The organism is Saccharothrix variisporea (genome assembly GCF_003634995.1).
Classification (GTDB): domain Bacteria; phylum Actinomycetota; class Actinomycetes; order Mycobacteriales; family Pseudonocardiaceae; genus Actinosynnema; species Actinosynnema variisporeum.
This window is the reverse complement of record NZ_RBXR01000001.1, coordinates 7,488,309-7,505,770: the sequence shown is the minus strand read 5'-3', so window position 1 is coordinate 7,505,770 and position 17,462 is coordinate 7,488,309. Positions and strand designations below refer to the sequence as shown.

Sequence of the window (17,462 nt, the reverse complement as noted above, 5' to 3'; positions counted from 1 at the left end):
CGGTGGATCTTCGCTGCCGGATCTTCCCACGACCGGTTCAGACCGGCGCGACCCCCGGCCGTCTGCGCAGCGCGAGGAAGAACTGGTAGACGTACAGGGCTCCGGACCACAGGTACAGCGCCCCGCCCCACACCATGAACGCGTAGGCCACCGGCCGGGCGATCTGGGCGGCGGTGGACGTGCCCTGCGCGAGCAGCAGCATGGGGAAGGCGTACAGCAGGTTGAACGTGGCGCCCTTGCCCAGGTAGGTGACCTCGAACGGGCCGTAGCCGCGCAGCCGCAGCACGGGCAGGCACGCGCCGACGACCAGCTCGCGGCCCACCAGCACGGCCGCCACCCACCACGGGACGATGTCGCGCACGACGAACGCCACGAGCGTGGCCAGGATGTAGAGCCGGTCGGCGGCCGGGTCCAGCAGCGCGCCGAGCCTGCTCATCTGGTCGAGCCAGCGCGCGATCTTGCCGTCCAGCCAGTCCGACAGGCCGGCCGCGACCAGCACCACCAGCGCCCAGCCGTCCTCGCGCGGCCCGAGCAGGAGGTAGAGGAACAGCGGCACGCCGAGCAGCCGCAACACGCTCAGCGCGTTGGGGACGGTCAGCCACCGGTCGGCGGGATCGTGCGACACACCGGGAACTGTAGAGCGGCGGGCGCCCGCTCAGCGCCAGGACCGGCCCGTCCGGGCGGGGTGGTCACGCTGGGTGAACGCACGCGGACGCGGCGCTGGATCGGACCTGTCGCCGGCCGGTGGTCCCGCCCTAGGATCCGGCGGATGGCTGAGTTAGGACGCGGGTCCGCCGGGCTGGTGCTGGTCACCGGCGACGGCGTGCACCTCGTGACGACGAACTCCATCGGCATGGACCTGGTCGGGGAGGTCGCCCGGCTGCTGGGCTCGGAGCACATCCGGTCCACCCGGCTCGGCGGCGACCTCACCCTGTGGCACGCGGAGGACGGCCCCGGGAAACCCCGGTCCGGCTACCCCAACCCCGCGGCCAGCGCTCTAGCGGCCGAACACGGCTCACCACCGGTCAGCGGCCCCGCCGTCGTCTCGGGCCCGATCGCGCACAACAGCGTCTTCCCGCTGGACGCCGCCGAGGCCGAGCGGCTCGTGTCCCGCCTGCGCGGGGGCGGCGCACCGCAGCAGGCCCAGGACGAGGACTGCACGCGCCACAGCCCGTGCCGCGAGGTGCTCAGCCTGCCCGCCGGGCAGCGCGAGTCGCTGTTGCGCCTGGTCCCCGCGCGGCTCTCCGACCTCGGCGGCGACGGGATCTACGTCCAGTTCAACGACGAGCTGGTCGCGCTGCTGGTGGCGATGGCCCCGGACTCTTCCGGCCGGTTCCAGCAGGCCTACCCGGTCCTCGGGCACCTGGCCGACCGCTGGGGCACCCCCCACCAAGACCTGCTCGGGCGCGCGATCGCGAACACGCGGGCCGACGAGGTGTCGGTGACCAAGCACGACCAGCCCGACCACTCCCCGCTGTACGTGCTGGCCGACCAGGGCGTGTCGGGGTTCGCGCACATCCTGCTCCGCCTGGAGGAGCTGCTGGGCGGCAAGCTCCCGAACGGCTCCCTCGTCGGCATCCCGCGCGAGCACCAGGTCGTCGTGGTCCCGTTCGTGCGGAAACGGGACGTGACGGCCATCCGTCCACTCCAGAACCTGGTGCGCGACGTCGGTGCGAAAGCCCTCGACCGGGTCGGCGACGGCGTGTTCTGGTACTACCGGGGATGGTTGAACCCGCTGGGCACGCTCGACGACACCCCGCCGGACGAGTTCTTCGCGTTCGCGGACGGGCTGCCGGACTAGCGGGGAGAAGAGGTGGGGACCGGACCTCGGAGGAGGGGAAACCCGGCCGGGCCGGGGGAACTCCGAGTGGTCGGCCGCGCGAAGTCAGTTCGCGCGGGTGCGGGTCCATCCTTGGCGTTGCAACTGCTCGCCGCTGAGGGCACGGGGGCGACCGCGGTCGTCGACGCCCACCCAGCGGGCGCGGAAACCTTCGAGCACGTAGGCGTGGCCCTTGCTCCAGACCACGCTGCACGGAGCGGTGGGCAGCGAGGCTGCCCTGGGCTTCGCGGGCTCGGACTCGGTTTCCGTTCTGGTGCTCATCGTCAATCCCTCCACCCGGGGTGTCGCTCGCGACGGTCGCGGCGTTATCCCCATGCACAGGATTCTGCGTGACCAGTGACCTCCGCCACCTCCGAATTGCCGGTTGTCTCGGCCATCGGACCCGTTCGGTCGCCGAGTCGACCTGGCTCGCGCGTTTCCCTTCCCCTGAGGTATAGCCGCCGCTTGTCCGGTAAAACCGCTCACCGCCCGTCACCCGCCGCATACCGACACGTCGATGCACTCGGACCGATCAAACCGCCGTAGGGCGGCTTGTGGTTCCGGAGGGGCCTCCGTACGGTGGGTGGCGCAGCGGTTGAGCCAACAGCCGCGCCGGGGAAGCTCCGGCAAGCGGGCCACGTGTGCCGCCACGCTGCGTTTCGTCTGCGCTGGGCGCGTCCGCACGCCTGGGCTTCCCTCCTGGAGGCAGTACCGAAGAAGAGGAGTCCCTCGTGACGGTTCAGGATCCGAACGTCGTGTCGACGAGCGGAACCGGGTCCGCCTCCCACGGCCCCCGGGTGGAGCAGGTGCCCGAAGGCGTGACGGTGGTGGCCGCCACCGGGGAGATCGACATGCTGACCGCGCCCGACCTGCGCGCGGACGTGCTGGGCCGCATCGGCGAGACCGACACGCTCGTGCTGGACATGACCGGCGTCAGCTTCCTCGGCTCGGCCGGGCTGGCGGTGTTGGTGGAGGCCTCGCAGCAGGCCAAGCGGCGGGGCACGGCGTTCCGCCTGGTGGCCGTCGAGCGCGCGGTCACCCGACCGCTGGCCGCCACCGGGTTGGGTGACGTGTTCAGCGTGTACGGATCGGTGGAGGAGGCGGTGTCGGCGGACGGGGCGTCGGCGGGCTGACGTGCGGGACCAGGTCCACGACCTGGTCGACGCCCGCCGCGGCCAGGGCTTCGCGCGCCGGACTGGCCTCGGGCGCGCGGACCACGACCCGGTTGCCGGCCGCCTCGGCGGCCTCGACCACCGCCCGCAGCGCGCGGACCAGTCCCTCGCTGCGGGCACCCAGCTCGCGCAGGTCCACCACGACCGGCACGGCGCCGCCCCGCGCGGCGGTCAGCACCCGGCGGCGGACGGCGGGTCCGGCGCGGGCCGGCACGTCGCCGCGCACCACCACCTCGACCCAGCCGGAGTGCGCCGCGACGGTGACCTCCTCCGGCGCGGACCGCGCGAACGTGCCGCGGGTGGTGTGCCGGCCGGACAGGACGAGGGTGACGCGGGTGCCGGTCGCCGACCGGTCCACCCGCACCTCGTCCACGTTCTCGCGCATGAGCAGCAGGCCGCGCCCCCGGTCGGACAGCTCGACCGGCGGCACCCGCCAGGTGCCGTCGTCGGCCACCACCACGTGGACGCTGCCGTCCGGGCGGACCTCGCCCGCCACCCGCACACTGCCGGCCGCACCGGGGGCGTAGGCGTGCTCCACGGCGTTGCTGACGGCCTCGTTGACCGCGACCACCAGGTCGTACCGGTCGTCGTCGGACAGTCCGAGGCCGAGCAGCCACTCGTCCAGGTGCACGCGCACCGTCGAGAGGAGTCCCGCATCGGCCGGGATCTCCACTCCCCAGTGGTGGTCGGCGAGTCGATCGGTCAACAGGCCTCCTCGTCGCGCACCTGTCAGTCTTCCCACTGGCGGCGCGCACTACACGTGTGAGGTTGGATCAGTTCGGGTACCGATAGCTTCAGCACCGCCGAGCAGAAACGGACGATGAGGTGAGCGTGTCGCACACGGAGCCGCAGAGCGGCGAATCGGATGACCCCTTGGCCGGGGTGGAGTTGCGGATGGCCGCCGACCCCACGCAGCTGTCGATCGTGCGGGCGGTGGCCGCCGACATCGCGATGCGCCAGGACTACGACCTGGACTCGATCGAAGACCTGAAGCTGGCCGTGGACGAGGCCTGCTCGACGCTCATCTCCCTGGCCGTGCCCAGCGCCGTGCTCAGCGCGCGGTTCGTCGTGGCGGGGCCCGCCGTGCAGGTGTTCACGGCCGTGCGCTCGAAGCGGTCCGCGCCGCCGGACCGGGACAGCTTCGGCTGGCGCGTGCTCAGCGCGCTGGTCGACTCGGTGACCACGTGGGTGGAGCCGCGGGGGGACGCGTACGACATCCACATCGACCTGGTCAAGCGTTCACTGGGGACGGCGTGACGGGTACCGACGGGGGCACGACGCGCTCGGGCACGCAGGGGGACTACGACCACCTGGCACCGCTGTTCGCCAGGCTGGCGGCGACACCCGAGGGCGACCCGGAGCGGGACCGGCTGCGCGACGAGCTGGTCACCGAGCACCTGCCCGTGGCCAAGCACATCGCGCGGCGCTTCGGCCACCGCGGCGAGCCGTACGACGACCTGGTGCAGGTCGCGACCGTGGGTCTGATCAACGCGGTCGACCGGTTCGACCCGGAGCGGGGCAGCGACTTCCTGTCCTTCGCCGTGCCGACGATCATGGGCGAGGTCCGGAAGTACTTCCGCGACTCCAGCTGGTCGGTCCGCATGCCGCGCCGGTTGAAGGAGCTGCACCTGGCCATCAACGCGGGTTCCGCCCGCTTGTCGCAGCAGCTCGGTCGCGCCCCCACGCCGTCGGAACTGGCCGACCACCTGGGCCTGACCCGCGAGGAGATCCACGAGGGCTTGGCGGCGGGCAACGCCTACCACAGCGCCTCGCTGGACGACCTGCTGGTCGCCGACGACAGCTCCATCTCGCTCGGTTCGACGCTGGGCGAGGAGGACCCGGAGCTGGAGGCGATCGAGCAGCGGGAGGCGCTGCACCCGTTGTTGGAGAAGCTGCCGGAGCGGGAGCGGAAGATCGTCGTCATGCGGTTCTTCGGGAACATGACGCAGACGCAGATCGCGCAGAAGGTCGGCATTTCGCAGATGCACGTGTCGCGGCTGCTGGCCAAGACCCTGAGGCAGTTGCGCGAGGGCTTGACCGAGTGAGCCGCCGGCCGCGGGAAGGCCGATGGAGGGCCCGCCGATCCGACCCGGACCGGCGGGCCCTCTGCTGTGCGGCGGCCGGTTTTGTCGGTGCGGCGGCCAGCCCTTCCGCTGGGCGGCGGCCGGTTTTGTCGGTGGTGCGTGGGAGAATGGAGACGGGGGCCGGAGGCCGGCACCGCCGCGATTTCGGGGCGAGCGCGCGGCGAGGCGCTTTGCGAAACGGCGCGCGAGCAGCGGCGGGCGAAGGCGGCGAACGCGCGCGGCGTTCGCGAAACGGCGGGCGCAGCGGCGGGCGAGCAGCGGCAGGCGGGCGGCGGGCGCCGGCGGTGACGGCGGTGACGGCGGTGAGTGTCCACATGCGAAACGCCGCCGGGGGCAGTCGGCGGCGTTTCGCGCAGGGGTCCAGCTGGGGCGGCGTGGTGGAGCCGCCCCGGGGTCAAGCCGCTCGGCGGCGGGCTTCGGCGATCAGGCGGCGGCGTTCGTCCTCGCCCATGCCGCCCCACACCCCGTAGGGCTCCTGGACGGCGAGGGCGTGTTCGCGGCACTGCACGAGCACCGGGCACACCCGGCACAGTTGCTTGGCCTTCTCCTCCCGCGCCAGGCGGGCGGTGCCGCGTTCGTTGTCCGGGTGGAAGAAGACGGCGCTGTCTCGGCCCCGGCACAGGCCTTCCTTCTGCCAGTCCCAGACCTCGGTCACGGGCTTGGGCAGGCGCGCGGTGCTGGTCATCGGGCGAAACCCCCTGCGGTGGAGTCGTTCAGGTGCTGATCACTGCGTACCCAGCGCGGCGGGGCCGACAAACGTATCGCCCCCGAATCGGGTTACCCCGGCAACCGGGGCGCGACCTCGGTCGACCAGAAGCGGAAGAACTCCTCCTGGTCCGGTCCGATCTGGGACACGTACACCTCGTCGTACCCGGCGTCGGCGTACTCGCGGACCGCGGAGACGTAACCGAGCGGGTCCGGCCCCAGCGGCAGCGACGAGGCCACCATGTCCTTGGTGACCAGCGTCGACGCCTGTTCGAAGTGCTTGGGTGACGGCAGCACCTGCGCCAGCTCGCCGGGCAGCTGCTCGTTGGGCCACAGCCGGAACGCCGTCTCCAGGGCGTCGTCCACGGTGCCCGCGTGGCACACCTTGAACCCGGCCTGCGTCGGCTTCCCGTGCCCGCCGGTCTCCCGGAACCGCTTCACCAGCGACGCGTCGGGCACCGTGCTGCAGAAACCGTCCCCGATCCGGCCCGCGAGCTGCGCCGACTTGGGTCCGAACGCCGACACGTAGATCGGCACGGGCTGGTCGGGCAGCGTGTAGACGCGGGCGTTCTCGACGGTGTAGTGCTTGCCGCGGTGCTCGACGTCCTCGCCGGTGTGCAGCTTGCGGATGACCTCGACGGCCTCCTCCAGCATCTCCAGCCGGCGGGACGCCTCGGGCCACGGGTCGCCCAGGATGTGCTCGTTCAACGCCTCGCCCGACCCCACGCCCAGCACGAACCGGCCCTCGCACTGCACGGCGGCGGTCGCGGCGGCCTGGGCGATGACGGCCGGGTGGATGCGGGTGGTGGGGCACGTGACCGCGGTGGTGATGGGCAGCGTCGTCGCCTCGGACAGCGCGCCGATGACCGACCACACGAACGGGCTCTGGCCCTGTTCGCCGTTCCACGGGTGGTAGTGGTCGGAGATCCACAGGCGCTCGAACCCGGCGTCCTGGGCCCACCGGGCCTGCTGGACCAGCTCCCGCGGCCCGTGCTCCTCGCAGGACAGGAAGTAACCGATGCTCACCATGGGTCGCGGTTACCCGTGCAGGAACTCCTGAACCTTGGTGCGCACCCCCTTGGTGACGACGGACCACGCGTCCGGGTCACCCTTGAGCAGGGCTTCGGCGGTGTTCTTCACCTGGTCGAAGGACGCGTGCGGCGGGATCGGCGGCACGTTCGGGTCACACCGGACGTCGAGCACGGCGGGCCGGTCGGCGCTGAGCACCTGGTCCCACGCGGCACCGAGCGAGTCCGGCGCGTCCACGTTGACGCCCACGAGCCCGACCGACCGCGCGAACGCCGCGTAGTCGACGTCCGGCAGGACCTGTGACTCCTCGAACTTGGGCGCGCCGCCCATCGCCCGCAGCTCCCACGTCACCTGGTTGAGGTCGTTGTTGTGCAGCACGCACACCACGCACCGCCGGTCCGGCCACTCCTGGTGGTAGCGGGCCAGGGTGATCAGCTCGGCCAGGCCGTTCATCTGCATGGCGCCGTCCCCGACCAACGCGATGACCGGCCGGTCCGGATGGGCGAACTTCGCCCCGATCGCGTAGGGAACACCGGCGCCCATCGTGGCCAGCGTGCCGGACAGCGAACCCCGCATCCGGCCGCACAGGCGGACCAGCCGGGCGTACCAGTTGGCGGCCGAACCGGAGTCGGCGGTGACGATCGCGTCCTCGGGCAGGCGCTCGGACAGCTCCCACGCGATGCGCATCGGGTTCACCGGGTCGGCGTCCTCGAACGCCTGGGCGCGCAGGGCGTCCCACCAGTCGGCGACGTTCTTCTCGACCGTCTCCCGCCAGCCCGGCTTGGGGCGCAGCGCCGGCAGGATCGCGCGGAGGGTGGACTTGGCGTCGCCGACGAGGTTCACCTCGGTGGGGTACCTCATGCCGATGAGCCGCCCGTCGGCGTCGATCTGCACGCCGCGCGCCTTGCCGAACTCGGGCAGGAACTGCGAGTACGGGAAGCTGGAGCCGACGATGAGCAGCGTGTCGCAGTCGCGCATGAGCTCGTAGCTGGGGCGGGTGCCCAGCAGTCCGATCGCACCGGTCACGTAGGACCGGTCGTCGGGCAGGACGTCCTTGCCCAGCAACGCTTTCGCCACGCCCGCGCCGAGCGCCTCGGCGACCTGGTGCACCTCGTCGGCGGCGTCGCGCGCGCCCTGGCCGACCAGGATCGCGACCTTCTCGCCGGCGTTGAGCACCTCGGCGGCCCGGGCGATGTCCTCCTGGGGTGGCACCGAGGTGTGCCAGGAGTGGCTCGGCGGGCTGGACGGGACGTGCTTGAACGCGTGCTCGGGCGGGCTGTAGTCCAGTTCCTGCACGTCGGCCGGGATGATCAGGGCGGTGGGCGCGCGCTCGGCCTCGGCGGTGCGGATGGCGCGGTCCAGCGCGTTGGGCAGCTGCTCGGGCACGGTCACGTCGACCAGGTACTCCGAGGCCACGTCCTTGAACAGCGCGTGCAGGTCGACTTCCTGCTGGTAGCTGCCGCCCTGCGCGGTCCGGGCGGTCTGGCCGACGATCGCGACGACCGGGACGTGGTCGAGCTTGGCGTCGTAGAGGCCGTTGAGGAGGTGGATCGCGCCGGGGCCGGACGTGGCCATGCAGACCCCGACCCGGCTGGTGAACTTGGCGTAGCCGACGGCCTGGAGCGCCGACATCTCCTCGTGCCGCGACTGGACGAACTTGGGCACGTTGTCCGCGCGCCCGAACGCCGCCACCAGCCCGTTGATGCCGTCGCCCGGGTAGGCGAAGACGTGCTCGACACCCCACTCCCGCAGGCGTTGCAGCACGTAGTCGGCGACCTGCATGGGAAACCCCTCCTCGGACTCGACTCGCCGGTCGGGTACCCGGGTCGGGAGGGGCTAAAGCGGCAGCAGCATCCGTCCGCCGAGCAGCAGGCTACCCACGGTGACGACCGCGAACAGCGCCACCCAGACCAGCCCCGGGACGCGGGTGATCCGGGCCAGCATGTCCGCGTCGGAGTTCGGCGCCCGCCCGCGCAGCCGCCGGCTCTGCAGCTCCCCCACCGGCCGCACGCCGCCCAGCAGCAGGAACCACGTGACGAACAGCGCGAACGCCGCCTGCCACTCCTCGGTGGCGTACCAGGAGACGGCGAACATGATCGCGCCCGTGGCGACCACGGAAACCACGCCGAACAGGTTCCGGATCATGATCAACATGGCGGCCAGCAGGACCACGGTCGCCCACAGCAACGGCCGCACGTTATCGGTCGTGACGAGGGCCGCCGCGCCCAGCCCCAGCAGGGAGGGCGTCACGTATCCCGCGAAGTACATCAGCACGACGGCGAACCCCGTGGGTTTGCCGCGGGACACGGTCACCCCGGAGGTGTCCGCGTTGAGCTTGATGCCCTCCAACCGACGACCGGTGAGCAGCGCGACCAGGGCGTGACCGCCTTCGTGCGCGATGGTGATGGTGTTGCGACTGACGCGCCAGATCCCGGGGCTGGCCACGAGCACCAGGGCCAGGACGGCGGGTGCCCACTTCGCGAGTGTCGACATCGGCTCCAGCATGCCAGGCCCGGGGGTTGACCTGGAGTGCGGTCCAGCATCCAGGGTGTGCGGCATGAAGCGAGTGCGGATCGGGTCCCTCGAGGTCAGCGCGTTGTGCCTGGGCACGTTGCCGTTCGGCAAGTACGTGGACGACGAGACGTCGTTCGCCATCCTCGACCGGTACGTCGAGGCCGGTGGGACGTTCCTCGACACGGCCAACAACTACGTGTTCTGGGACGGCGGGACCGGGGACGAGAGCGAGGAGACCGTCGGCCGGTGGTTGGCCGCGCGCGGCAACCGGGACGAACTGGTCGTGGCCACCAAGATGGGGGCGCGGCCCCGTACGCGCGGGGCCGGGTTGGAAGACGCCGAGGGTTTGGCCGGGAAGACCGTCCGGGCCGCCGCCGAGGCGAGCCTGAAGCGGCTGGGGACGGACCGGATCGACCTCTACTACAGCCACATCGAAGACCGGTCCGTCGCGCTGGAGGACACGCTCGGCGGGTTCGCCGCGCTGGTCGAGGCCGGGAGCGTGCGGGAGATCGGGGCCAGCAACCACGCCACCTGGCGGTTGGACCGGGCGCGGGCGGTGTCGCGGGCGAACGGGTGGCCGCTCTACACGGCCGTGCAGCAGCGGTACAGCTACCTGCTGCCCAGGCCCGGCGTGCAGCTGCCGGAGTCCGGGCACGTGCACATGACCGAGGAGCTGTTCGACTACGCGCGGGCCGAAGGGGACATCGCGCTGGTGGCGTACTCGGCCTTGTTGTCGGGGGCGTACCGGGACAAGCCGCTGGGCGAGGCGTACGACCACCCGGGGACCGACCGGCGGTTGGCCGTGCTGCGGGAGGTGTCGGCCGAGCTGGGGGCGACGGTGAACCAGGTGGTGTTGGCCTGGTTGCTGCGCAAGGGGATCGTGCCGCTGGTGGGGGCCAGTTCCGTGGCGCAGTTGGAGGAGTCGTTGGGCGGGATCGAGTTGGAGTTGGACGACGAGCACGTGGTCCGACTGGACTCGGCGGCCTGACGAAAGCGGGGCACTGTCCGGAGTGGACAGTGCCCCGCTTCGTCGGGACGTCAGCGGTAGTGCCGGGCCTTGTGCTGCTCGGCCACCGCCGGGTCGATCGGTTGGACCGGACGCGGGGACACGGTCGGGTCCACGGACTCGATGCGCTGGTCGTGCGGCCCACCGCGCACTTCTTCGTCGCGGGTGAGAGCGCGGTCGCGCATCTCTTCGTCGTGCGTGAGGTGACGGTCGCGCTGGGTCGGCATGCCGGGGTCCCGGATGCTCTCGTCGCGCACCGGCTCCACCTCCTGCTCCGGCACGACCACCTTGCGCCGCGCCGGCATGACCGCGATCAGCAGGCCGACGAGGGCCAGGCCGAGGTGCAGCCAGTTGTCGTTGGTGTTGAGCGCCAACGGGTTGCCCAGGCGCTCGACCGGGTTCACCACCAGGCCGGCCAGCATCAGGCCCCAGACCAGGACCGCGCCGTAGACCAGGAACACGATCCAGCCGTACAGCCGGGCCAGGCCGGACCCCGTGGCCATCAGCAGACCCAGGACACCGAACGCCAGGTGGACGACGTTGTGCAGGGGGTTCACCGCGAAGCCGAACAGCATCGCGTGCTGGTCGCCCGCGAAGTCGCCGAACCCGGTGCGCACGAATCCCGCCACGCCTGCGACGAGGAAGAACAGGCCGAGCAGACCGGCCAGCACCTGGGCGGGCTGCAGGCCCGCGACCTTGACGCGACCGACGGTCGAGTGGGTCATCACGCCCTCCTGTGAGGGTCCGCGAGAGCCCGCCTTCCGGGCTCCGGACGACCCTGTGACTACCCGCGGGTCGGGTAGCGCAAACAAAGGAGGTGGGAGCGGGCACACGGACCCGCTCCCGGCCGGACAGGAGTCACCCCGCCGTGTCGGGTTTTTCAGATACCCGGCCCACCCCATAAGGGCCGGGGCGCCGCGCCGCGCGCTGTGCGCGCGGATCGCCGCGTCGAATGGGCACGCATTTTCGCCGGTGGCGTGTGCCCAGGTCAGGAGCGGTGCGCGCGCTTCACGTGGCGGAGCCGGTCCAAGTGGACTGCCTGCTGTTCACCGAAGCGCTCCCTTCCGCTTGTCGAGGACGACTATGACAAGTGGAAGAGCTTGTGGTCAAAGGAATTAACCGCGTTAAGGGCCGGGCCAACCGTCCGGCAACCATTCGAGCGCGCACCACAGGTCGGCGCGGTGTTGTGCGCGGGACAGGTCGAGGTCCAGGGCGCGTTCGACGTGGGCGATGCGGTGGCGGACGCTGTTGCGGTGCACGCCCAGCGCGGCGGCGGTGCGGTCCCAGTTCCCGTTGTGGGCCAACCAGGTGCGGGCGGTTTCCACGAGGTGCGGGGTGCGGTTGTCCTTGAGCGGGGCCAGAAGCGCCAGGGCGAAGCGGCGTGCCCGCACGGGATCGACCAGGGCGGCGACGCCGGCGCGGGTGTCGGCCTGCTGGGAAACGCCCTCGGCGCGGGCACGGCGCAGGAGGGCACCGGCTTCGCGGGCGGCGTCCGGGAGGTCGACGGCGGTGGCCGGTGAGCTGACGCCGGCCAGCCAGCCGTGGCGGTGCAGGGCGTCCAGGTCGACCGGTCCGGTGACGACGGCGCGGAAACCGTCGTCGGCCGTGTCCACCAGCGGTGTGCCGAGCAGGCGGGTGAGCCGGTCGTGGTCGTCGGGGCCGTGGCCCGCGACCACGCGGTGCGGCGGGCGGCCGACGAGGTCGGCGAGGGGGTCGGCGGCGGACGCGCGGTCGTCGGTGAGCAGCAGGCGGGTGGCCAGGCGGGCGGCACGGCCCTCGGCGGGGTCGGCGCGCAGCAGGCCGAGCAGACCGAGCGCGACGGCGACCACGGCCCGGTCGGCGACGGAGAACGGCGTGGGGCGGCCGACGACGAGGACGGTGGCGTGGTCCACGGGGTTGAGCACGACGTGGTCGCCGGCGACCTCGGTGGCGGCACTGCGCGGCCCGCGCCCGGCGGCCACCTTGCCCGCGAGGGCGAGCAGGTCGTCGGTGGGCACGGGCGCGGCCCCGGCACCGGCCACCACCCCAGCGGGGGTGAGCAGCAGTGCCCACCCGTCCAAGGCAAGCGCGAGCGCGCGCACAGTGCCCTCCACGGGCCTGGGGCGCACGGCGGCCCGCGTGAGAGCCCGTTGACTGTCGGCCAGCAGCCGCAGTTCGGCGTTCTGCGCCTCCGCGATCAGCGCGCCCACCGCCTGGCTCACCGCCAGGAACGGGGTGGCCGGCGGCACCGCGATCAGGGGCAGCCCGCGAGCCGCGCAGGACGTCACCAAGGCCGCGGGCACCTCGTCGTGCACGGGTGTGACGCCGAAGCCGAGCGCCGTGACGTCCCGCTCCGCCAGCCGGGCCACGTACCGGTCCACGTCGGTCGGGAAGTTCACGCCCGCCGTCAGCAGGAACTCCCGCCCCAGCAGGAACGGTGCCGGGTCGGACAGCTCGCTGACGTGCGCCCACGCCACCGGACGGTCCAGCAGGTCCGCACCGCACAGCACGGCCAACCCCAGCTCCGGCCGCCCGACCACGTCCCGCAGCGGCACCACCACGGGACGAACCGTACAACCGCGGTCGACGGAACTGGACGGATCAACCACTTACCCGGGCCGGACCGCGCTTGGCAGGGTGGCTCGCGCGACGCCGCCGGCCCGGCGGCCCACACGAGAGACCTGGGAGCCCGTGGCATGACGATCGGTCCCGTCGACTCCTCCGCCGTCCCCCGGTTCGCCGGGCCTGCCACGTTCGCCCGACTCCCCCGCCTGGACCAGGTGGCACGCGCCGACGTGGCGGTGGTGGGCGTCCCGTTCGACTCGGGCGTGTCCTACCGGCCCGGTGCGCGGTTCGCGCCGGCCGCCGTGCGCGAGGCCGCCCGGCTGTTGCGGCCCTACCACCCGGGGCTGGACGTGTCGCCGTTCGACGCCGTGCAGGTCGCCGACGCCGGGGACATCGCGTGCAACCCGTTCCACATCGGCGAGGCCATCGAGACCGTGCAGGAGCAGGCGGGCGCGTTGCTCGACACCGGGGCGAAGCTGGTGACCCTGGGCGGCGACCACACCATCGCGCTGCCGCTGCTGCGGGCCGTGGCCCAGCGGTACGGACCGGTGGCGCTGCTGCACTTCGACGCGCACCTCGACACGTGGGACACCTACTTCGGGGAGCCGTACACGCACGGCACCCCGTTCCGCCGGGCGGTGGAGGAAGGGCTGCTCGACACGTCCGCGCTGTCGCACGTGGGCACCCGCGGTCCCCTGTACGGTCGAGCCGACCTGGACGAGGACACCAGGCTGGGCTTCGGGATCGTGACGGCGGCGGACGTGATGCGGCGCGGGGTGGACGAGGTGGCGCAGGCCTTGCGGGAACGCGTCGGCGACCGGCCGCTGTACGTGTCCGTGGACATCGACGTGCTCGACCCGGCGCACGCGCCCGGCACCGGCACGCCCGAGGCCGGCGGGCTGACCAGCCGGGAACTGCTGGAGATCCTGCGCGGGCTGGCGGGGTGCGACCTGGTGTCGGCCGACGTGGTCGAGGTCGCGCCCGCCTACGACCACGCCGACATCACGTCCATCGCGGCTTCGCACGTGGCCTACGACCTGGTGTCGCTCCTCGCCCTGAAAGGGAAACCGTGATGCGCAACGGCGGGGACGTCGTGGTCGAGACGCTGGTGTCGCTGGGCGCGGAGACCGTGTTCGGCGTGCCGGGGCAGCACGCGCTGGGCCTGTTCGACGCGTTGAGCCGGTCGCCGCTGCGGTACGTGGGCAACCGGACCGAGGTGGGCGCGGCGTTCGCCGCCGACGGGCACGCGCGGGTCACCGGCCGGGTGACGCCGCTGCTGGTGTCCACCGGTCCCGGGGCGCTGCAAACGCTTGCGGGGCTTCAGGAAGCGGCGTCGGCGTCCGTGCCGGTGCTGGGGATCGCGAGCCAGATCCCGCGCGCCGGGCTGGGTGGTCGTCGCGGTGGGTACCTGCACGAGCTGGCCGACCAGCGGGCTTCGTTCCGGGACGTCGTGAAGCACACGCGGGTGGTGCGGTCGGCGTCGCAGATCCCTTCGGCGTTGGCGGAGGCGTGGGAGATCGCCTTGCGCGCTCCTCGAGGGCCGGTGTGGGTGGAGGTTCCGCAGGACGTCCTGCTGGGGCCGGCCGGGGTTCCGCCGGTGTCGGCATCGGTGGCGGTTCCGGCTTCGGTGCCCCGGGCCGAGGTGGTCGCCGAGGCGGCCCGGCTGCTGGACGCGGCCGGGCGCCCGGTGGTCCTGGCCGGTGGCGGGGTGGTGCGGGCGTCGGCGCAGGCCGAGTTGCTGGAGTTGGCGTCGAAGTTGCGCGCGCCGGTGGTGACGACGTTCGGCGGCAAGGGCGCTTTCCCGTGGGAGCACCCGCTGTCCGCGCAGTCGTGGCTGGAGGACTCGCACACCACCGAGTTCCTGGCGGCGGCCGACGTGCTGCTGGTGGTCGGGTCCGGGTTGGGCGAGCTGTCCAGCAACTACCGGACGTTCGCGCCGCGCGGCACGGTCGTGCAGGTCGAGGCGGACCTGGGGAAGCTGGAGTCCAACTACCCCGCGCTCGGCGTGCACGGCGACGCCCGGCTGGTGTTGCGGGGCTTGAACTCGCTGGTCCGGGCACGTGCGGCGGACGGACGGGCCGAGGGGGCCGTGCGGGAGTTGCTGGACGCCGTGCGGGAACGGCTCGACGGGCAGGGGTTGGCGCTGGAACGGCAGGTGCTCGCGGACGTGCGGGCAGCCGTGCCGGACGGCGTGGAGTCGTTCTGGGACATGACGATCCTCGGGTACTGGGCGTGGTCGGCGTGGCCCGGACCGATGCACTCCGCGCAGGGCGCCGGCGGCCTCGGGTACGCGTTCCCGGCCGCCGTGGGCGCGGCAGCCGCCGGTGGGCCGGTGCTGGCGGTGTCCGGGGACGGCGGCGCGATGTACGGGCTGGCGGAACTGGCCACCGCGCGGCAGCACGGGCTGGCCGTGACCTGGCTGGTCGTGGACGACGGCGGGTACGGCATCCTGCGCGAGTACATGACCGACGCGTTCGGCAAGGCCACGGGCACCGAGTTGGCGCGACCGGACTTCGTGGCGCTGGCGGAGTCCTTCGGGGTGCCGGCCACGCTGTCCACGCCCGAGTCGCTGCGCGGCGACCTCGCCAAGGCGCTGGCGTCCGGCGGGCCGCACGTGGTCGTCCTGCCCGCGCTGCTGCGCATGTTCGCCCCGACGCACCTTCCGCACTTGGAGGAGCTGTGACGACCCCGTTGGTCGACCCCACGACCGGTGAACCGTTCGGCTCCGCGCCCGTGGCCGGTGCCGCCGAGGTGGACGCGGCCGTCCGAGCGGCCTTGGCGGCGTTCCCGGCGTGGTCGCGGACCACGCCTTCGGTGCGGCAGAAAGCGTTGCTGGCGCTGGCGGACGCGGTGGAGGCGGCGGCCGAGGAGTTCGCGGACGCGGAGTGCCGGGAGACGGGCAAGATGCGGTCCGTGGTGCTGGCCGAGGAGATCCCGCAGTGCGTGGACTACCTGCGGTTCTTCGCCGGCGCGGCGCGGCTGCTGCCCGGGGCGTCGGCCGGCGAGTACCTGGACGGGCTCACCTCCTACCAGCGGCGGGAGCCGGTCGGGGTGGTCGCCGGGATCACGCCGTGGAACTACCCGCTGATGATGGCGGTGTGGAAGCTCGCGCCGGCGGTCGCGGCGGGGAACACGATCGTGCTCAAGCCCGCCGAGACCACGCCGTCCTCGACCCTGCTGCTGGCGTCGCTGGCGGGGCGTTCCCTGCCCGCGGGCGTGGTGGGTGTGGTGACCGGGACGCGGGAGACCGGCCGGTTGCTGGCGGAGCACCCGGTGCCCGCGATGGTGTCCATCACCGGGTCCACGCGGGCCGGGATCGAGGTGGCGCAGGCCGCCGCCGGGACGGTGAAGCGGACGCACCTGGAGTTGGGTGGCAACTCCCCCGTGCTGGTGTTCGGGGACGTGGACCTGGCTGCGGTGGCTTCCGACATCGTCACAGCCGCGTTCTACAACGCGGGCCAGGACTGCATGGCGGCGGCGCGGGTGCTGGTGGAGGACTCGGTGCACGACCGGTTCGTGGAAGCGCTGGTCTCGGCTGCTTCCGCTCGGATGCCCGGGGTGGACTACGGCCCGTTGAACAGCGAGGTCCAGCTGTCGCGGGTGTTGAAGCTGTTGGCGGACCTCCCCTCGCACGCTGTTGTCCATTGTGGAGGGACACGGTTCGGGTCGCGTGGCTGGTTCCTCGCGCCCACGGTGGTTTCCGGGGTTCGGCAGGACGACCGGATCGTGCAGGAGGAGATCTTCGCGCCGGTGGTCACCGTGCAGCGGTTCTCGTCGGCGGAGGAGGCCGTGGCGCTGGCCAACGGCGTGGAGCAGGGGCTGGCGTCGTCGGTGTGGACCCGCGACCACGGCCGGGTCCAGCGGCTCGTGGCGGAACTGGACTTCGGGTGCGTGTGGGTGAACACGCACGGCTTGCTGGCCGCCGAGATGCCGCACGGCGGGTTCGGGCACTCCGGGTACGGCAAGGACCTGTCGGCGCACGCGTTGGAGGAGTACACGCGGGTCAAGCACGTCATGAGCGCGTGGTGAGGGGTTTGCGCCAGACCAGGGAGTAACGCCAGTAGAGGTGGCGGCGGACGCGTGCGTCGGGGATGATGTCCGCCGCTCCGGCCTTGATCTCGTCCACGGACATGTGCCAGTCCTTGACGGGGGCGGTGTCGACGGGGTCGTCCTTGACGAGTTTGTGGACCAGGTTGGCGGGGACCGAGGAGACGCTGACCACCCAGTCCCACACGGTCTTCTCCTTGGCCAACCCCAGGATCGCCAGGACGCCGCCGGGCGCGACCGCGTCCCTCATGCGCGTGAGGGCGGTGGTGAACGGCATGTGGTGCAGGGCGGCGATGCAGGAGACGAAGTCGTAGGGGCCGCCGAGGTCGTCCACGGCGACGTCGGCCTTCCTGATCTCGACGCCGGGCACCACGGCCTCGACCGTGCGGTCGACGCCGGTGACCTGGAGCCCGCGGGCGGCGAGCTTGCGGGCGAAGCCGCCGTTGCCGCAGCCCACGTCGAGGGCGGTCGTGGCGCCGAGCGGGACCTGGGCGAGCAGCAGCGGGTGGTAGTGCGCGTTGTGGTCGAAGTGCTTCACGTGG

18 protein-coding genes are annotated in these 17,462 nt (G+C 72.5%); 8 read left to right on the top strand and 10 right to left on the bottom strand.

The features are described from left to right. Positions 1 to 37 precede the first annotated feature (37 nt). Complete coding sequence (gene clsA, locus DFJ66_RS34385) at positions 38 to 625, bottom strand: cardiolipin synthase ClsA (RefSeq protein WP_121227556.1); 588 nt, start codon at positions 623 to 625, stop codon at positions 38 to 40. Between the two features lie 144 nt (positions 626 to 769). On the opposite strand from clsA, the gene DFJ66_RS43655 reads away from it, so the two are divergent. Then, positions 770 to 1,801, top strand: coding sequence for a hypothetical protein (locus DFJ66_RS43655; RefSeq protein ID WP_211351405.1), 1,032 nt, complete (start codon positions 770 to 772; stop codon positions 1,799 to 1,801). Between the two features lie 84 nt (positions 1,802 to 1,885). On the opposite strand, the gene DFJ66_RS34375 is transcribed toward DFJ66_RS43655, so the two are convergent. Next, on the bottom strand, positions 1,886 to 2,101 hold the full coding sequence (locus tag DFJ66_RS34375; RefSeq protein ID WP_121232158.1) for a hypothetical protein: 216 nt from the start codon (positions 2,099 to 2,101) through the stop codon (positions 1,886 to 1,888). A gap of 449 nt (positions 2,102 to 2,550) precedes the next feature. On the opposite strand from DFJ66_RS34375, the gene DFJ66_RS34370 reads away from it, so the two are divergent. Then, positions 2,551 to 2,952 (top strand): anti-sigma factor antagonist, encoded by a 402-nt coding sequence (locus DFJ66_RS34370; RefSeq protein WP_121227554.1) that lies wholly within the window; start codon positions 2,551 to 2,553, stop codon positions 2,950 to 2,952. On the opposite strand, the gene DFJ66_RS34365 is transcribed toward DFJ66_RS34370, so the two are convergent. Then, complete coding sequence (locus DFJ66_RS34365) at positions 2,894 to 3,697, bottom strand: ATP-binding protein (RefSeq protein ID WP_121227552.1); 804 nt, start codon at positions 3,695 to 3,697, stop codon at positions 2,894 to 2,896. The genes DFJ66_RS34370 and DFJ66_RS34365 overlap by 59 nt on opposite strands. A gap of 119 nt (positions 3,698 to 3,816) precedes the next feature. Between DFJ66_RS34365 and DFJ66_RS34360 the strand changes: the two genes are divergently transcribed. Together DFJ66_RS34360 and DFJ66_RS34355 are read left to right on the top strand one after the other, a co-directional pair. Next, positions 3,817 to 4,248, top strand: a complete 432-nt coding sequence (locus DFJ66_RS34360) for an ATP-binding protein (protein WP_121227550.1) — start codon at positions 3,817 to 3,819, stop codon at positions 4,246 to 4,248. After that, complete coding sequence (locus tag DFJ66_RS34355; protein WP_121227548.1) at positions 4,245 to 5,036, top strand: SigB/SigF/SigG family RNA polymerase sigma factor; 792 nt, start codon at positions 4,245 to 4,247, stop codon at positions 5,034 to 5,036. Before DFJ66_RS34360 ends, DFJ66_RS34355 begins: the two co-directional genes overlap by 4 nt. 433 nt (positions 5,037 to 5,469) lie before the next feature. Here the strand turns inward: DFJ66_RS34355 and DFJ66_RS34350 are convergent, their stop codons facing one another. From DFJ66_RS34350 to DFJ66_RS34335, 4 genes are all read right to left on the bottom strand, one after another. Then, complete coding sequence (locus DFJ66_RS34350) at positions 5,470 to 5,760, bottom strand: WhiB family transcriptional regulator (protein WP_121227545.1); 291 nt, start codon at positions 5,758 to 5,760, stop codon at positions 5,470 to 5,472. Positions 5,761 to 5,852: 92 nt separating this feature from the next. Continuing rightward, positions 5,853 to 6,809 (bottom strand): TIGR03557 family F420-dependent LLM class oxidoreductase, encoded by a 957-nt coding sequence (locus tag DFJ66_RS34345; RefSeq protein ID WP_121227543.1) that lies wholly within the window; start codon positions 6,807 to 6,809, stop codon positions 5,853 to 5,855. Between the two features lie 9 nt (positions 6,810 to 6,818). Then, the gene (locus tag DFJ66_RS34340) at positions 6,819 to 8,591 is read right to left on the bottom strand and encodes a thiamine pyrophosphate-requiring protein (protein WP_121227541.1); all 1,773 of its coding nucleotides are present in this window, start codon (positions 8,589 to 8,591) and stop codon (positions 6,819 to 6,821) included. 54 nt (positions 8,592 to 8,645) lie between these two features. After that, positions 8,646 to 9,302 carry a M50 family metallopeptidase gene (locus DFJ66_RS34335; RefSeq protein ID WP_121232156.1) on the bottom strand — a complete coding sequence of 219 codons (657 nt, stop codon included), beginning with the start codon at positions 9,300 to 9,302 and terminating at the stop codon, positions 8,646 to 8,648. 64 nt (positions 9,303 to 9,366) lie between these two features. On the opposite strand from DFJ66_RS34335, the gene DFJ66_RS34330 reads away from it, so the two are divergent. Then, a complete protein-coding gene (locus tag DFJ66_RS34330; RefSeq protein WP_121227539.1) occupies positions 9,367 to 10,311 on the top strand; it encodes an aldo/keto reductase in 945 nt (314 codons plus the stop codon). A 50-nt stretch (positions 10,312 to 10,361) separates the two neighbouring features. Here DFJ66_RS34330 and DFJ66_RS34325 read toward each other — a convergent pair whose 3' ends face one another. Continuing rightward, a complete protein-coding gene (locus DFJ66_RS34325; protein ID WP_121227537.1) occupies positions 10,362 to 11,054 on the bottom strand; it encodes a DUF4383 domain-containing protein in 693 nt (230 codons plus the stop codon). A 399-nt stretch (positions 11,055 to 11,453) separates the two neighbouring features. After that, positions 11,454 to 12,869, bottom strand: a complete 1,416-nt coding sequence (locus DFJ66_RS34320; RefSeq protein ID WP_121227535.1) for a PucR family transcriptional regulator — start codon at positions 12,867 to 12,869, stop codon at positions 11,454 to 11,456. A 135-nt stretch (positions 12,870 to 13,004) separates the two neighbouring features. On the opposite strand from DFJ66_RS34320, the gene speB reads away from it, so the two are divergent. The 3 genes from speB to DFJ66_RS34305 are packed head-to-tail and all read left to right on the top strand — an operon-like array spanning position 13,005 to position 16,902. After that, positions 13,005 to 13,946, top strand: a complete 942-nt coding sequence (speB, locus tag DFJ66_RS34315) for an agmatinase (RefSeq protein ID WP_121227533.1) — start codon at positions 13,005 to 13,007, stop codon at positions 13,944 to 13,946. Then, positions 13,946 to 15,556 (top strand): thiamine pyrophosphate-binding protein, encoded by a 1,611-nt coding sequence (locus DFJ66_RS34310; protein ID WP_246030016.1) that lies wholly within the window; start codon positions 13,946 to 13,948, stop codon positions 15,554 to 15,556. The genes speB and DFJ66_RS34310 overlap by 1 nt, the downstream gene beginning before the upstream one ends. Continuing rightward, the gene (locus tag DFJ66_RS34305) at positions 15,553 to 16,902 is read left to right on the top strand and encodes an aldehyde dehydrogenase family protein (protein ID WP_121227529.1); all 1,350 of its coding nucleotides are present in this window, start codon (positions 15,553 to 15,555) and stop codon (positions 16,900 to 16,902) included. The genes DFJ66_RS34310 and DFJ66_RS34305 overlap by 4 nt, the downstream gene beginning before the upstream one ends. Here DFJ66_RS34305 and DFJ66_RS34300 read toward each other — a convergent pair. Beyond that, positions 16,886 to 17,458 carry a class I SAM-dependent methyltransferase gene (locus DFJ66_RS34300; RefSeq protein WP_121227526.1) on the bottom strand — a complete coding sequence of 191 codons (573 nt, stop codon included), beginning with the start codon at positions 17,456 to 17,458 and terminating at the stop codon, positions 16,886 to 16,888. The two genes, DFJ66_RS34305 and DFJ66_RS34300, sit on opposite strands and share 17 nt — an antisense overlap. Between the last annotated feature and the right edge of the window lie 4 nt (positions 17,459 to 17,462).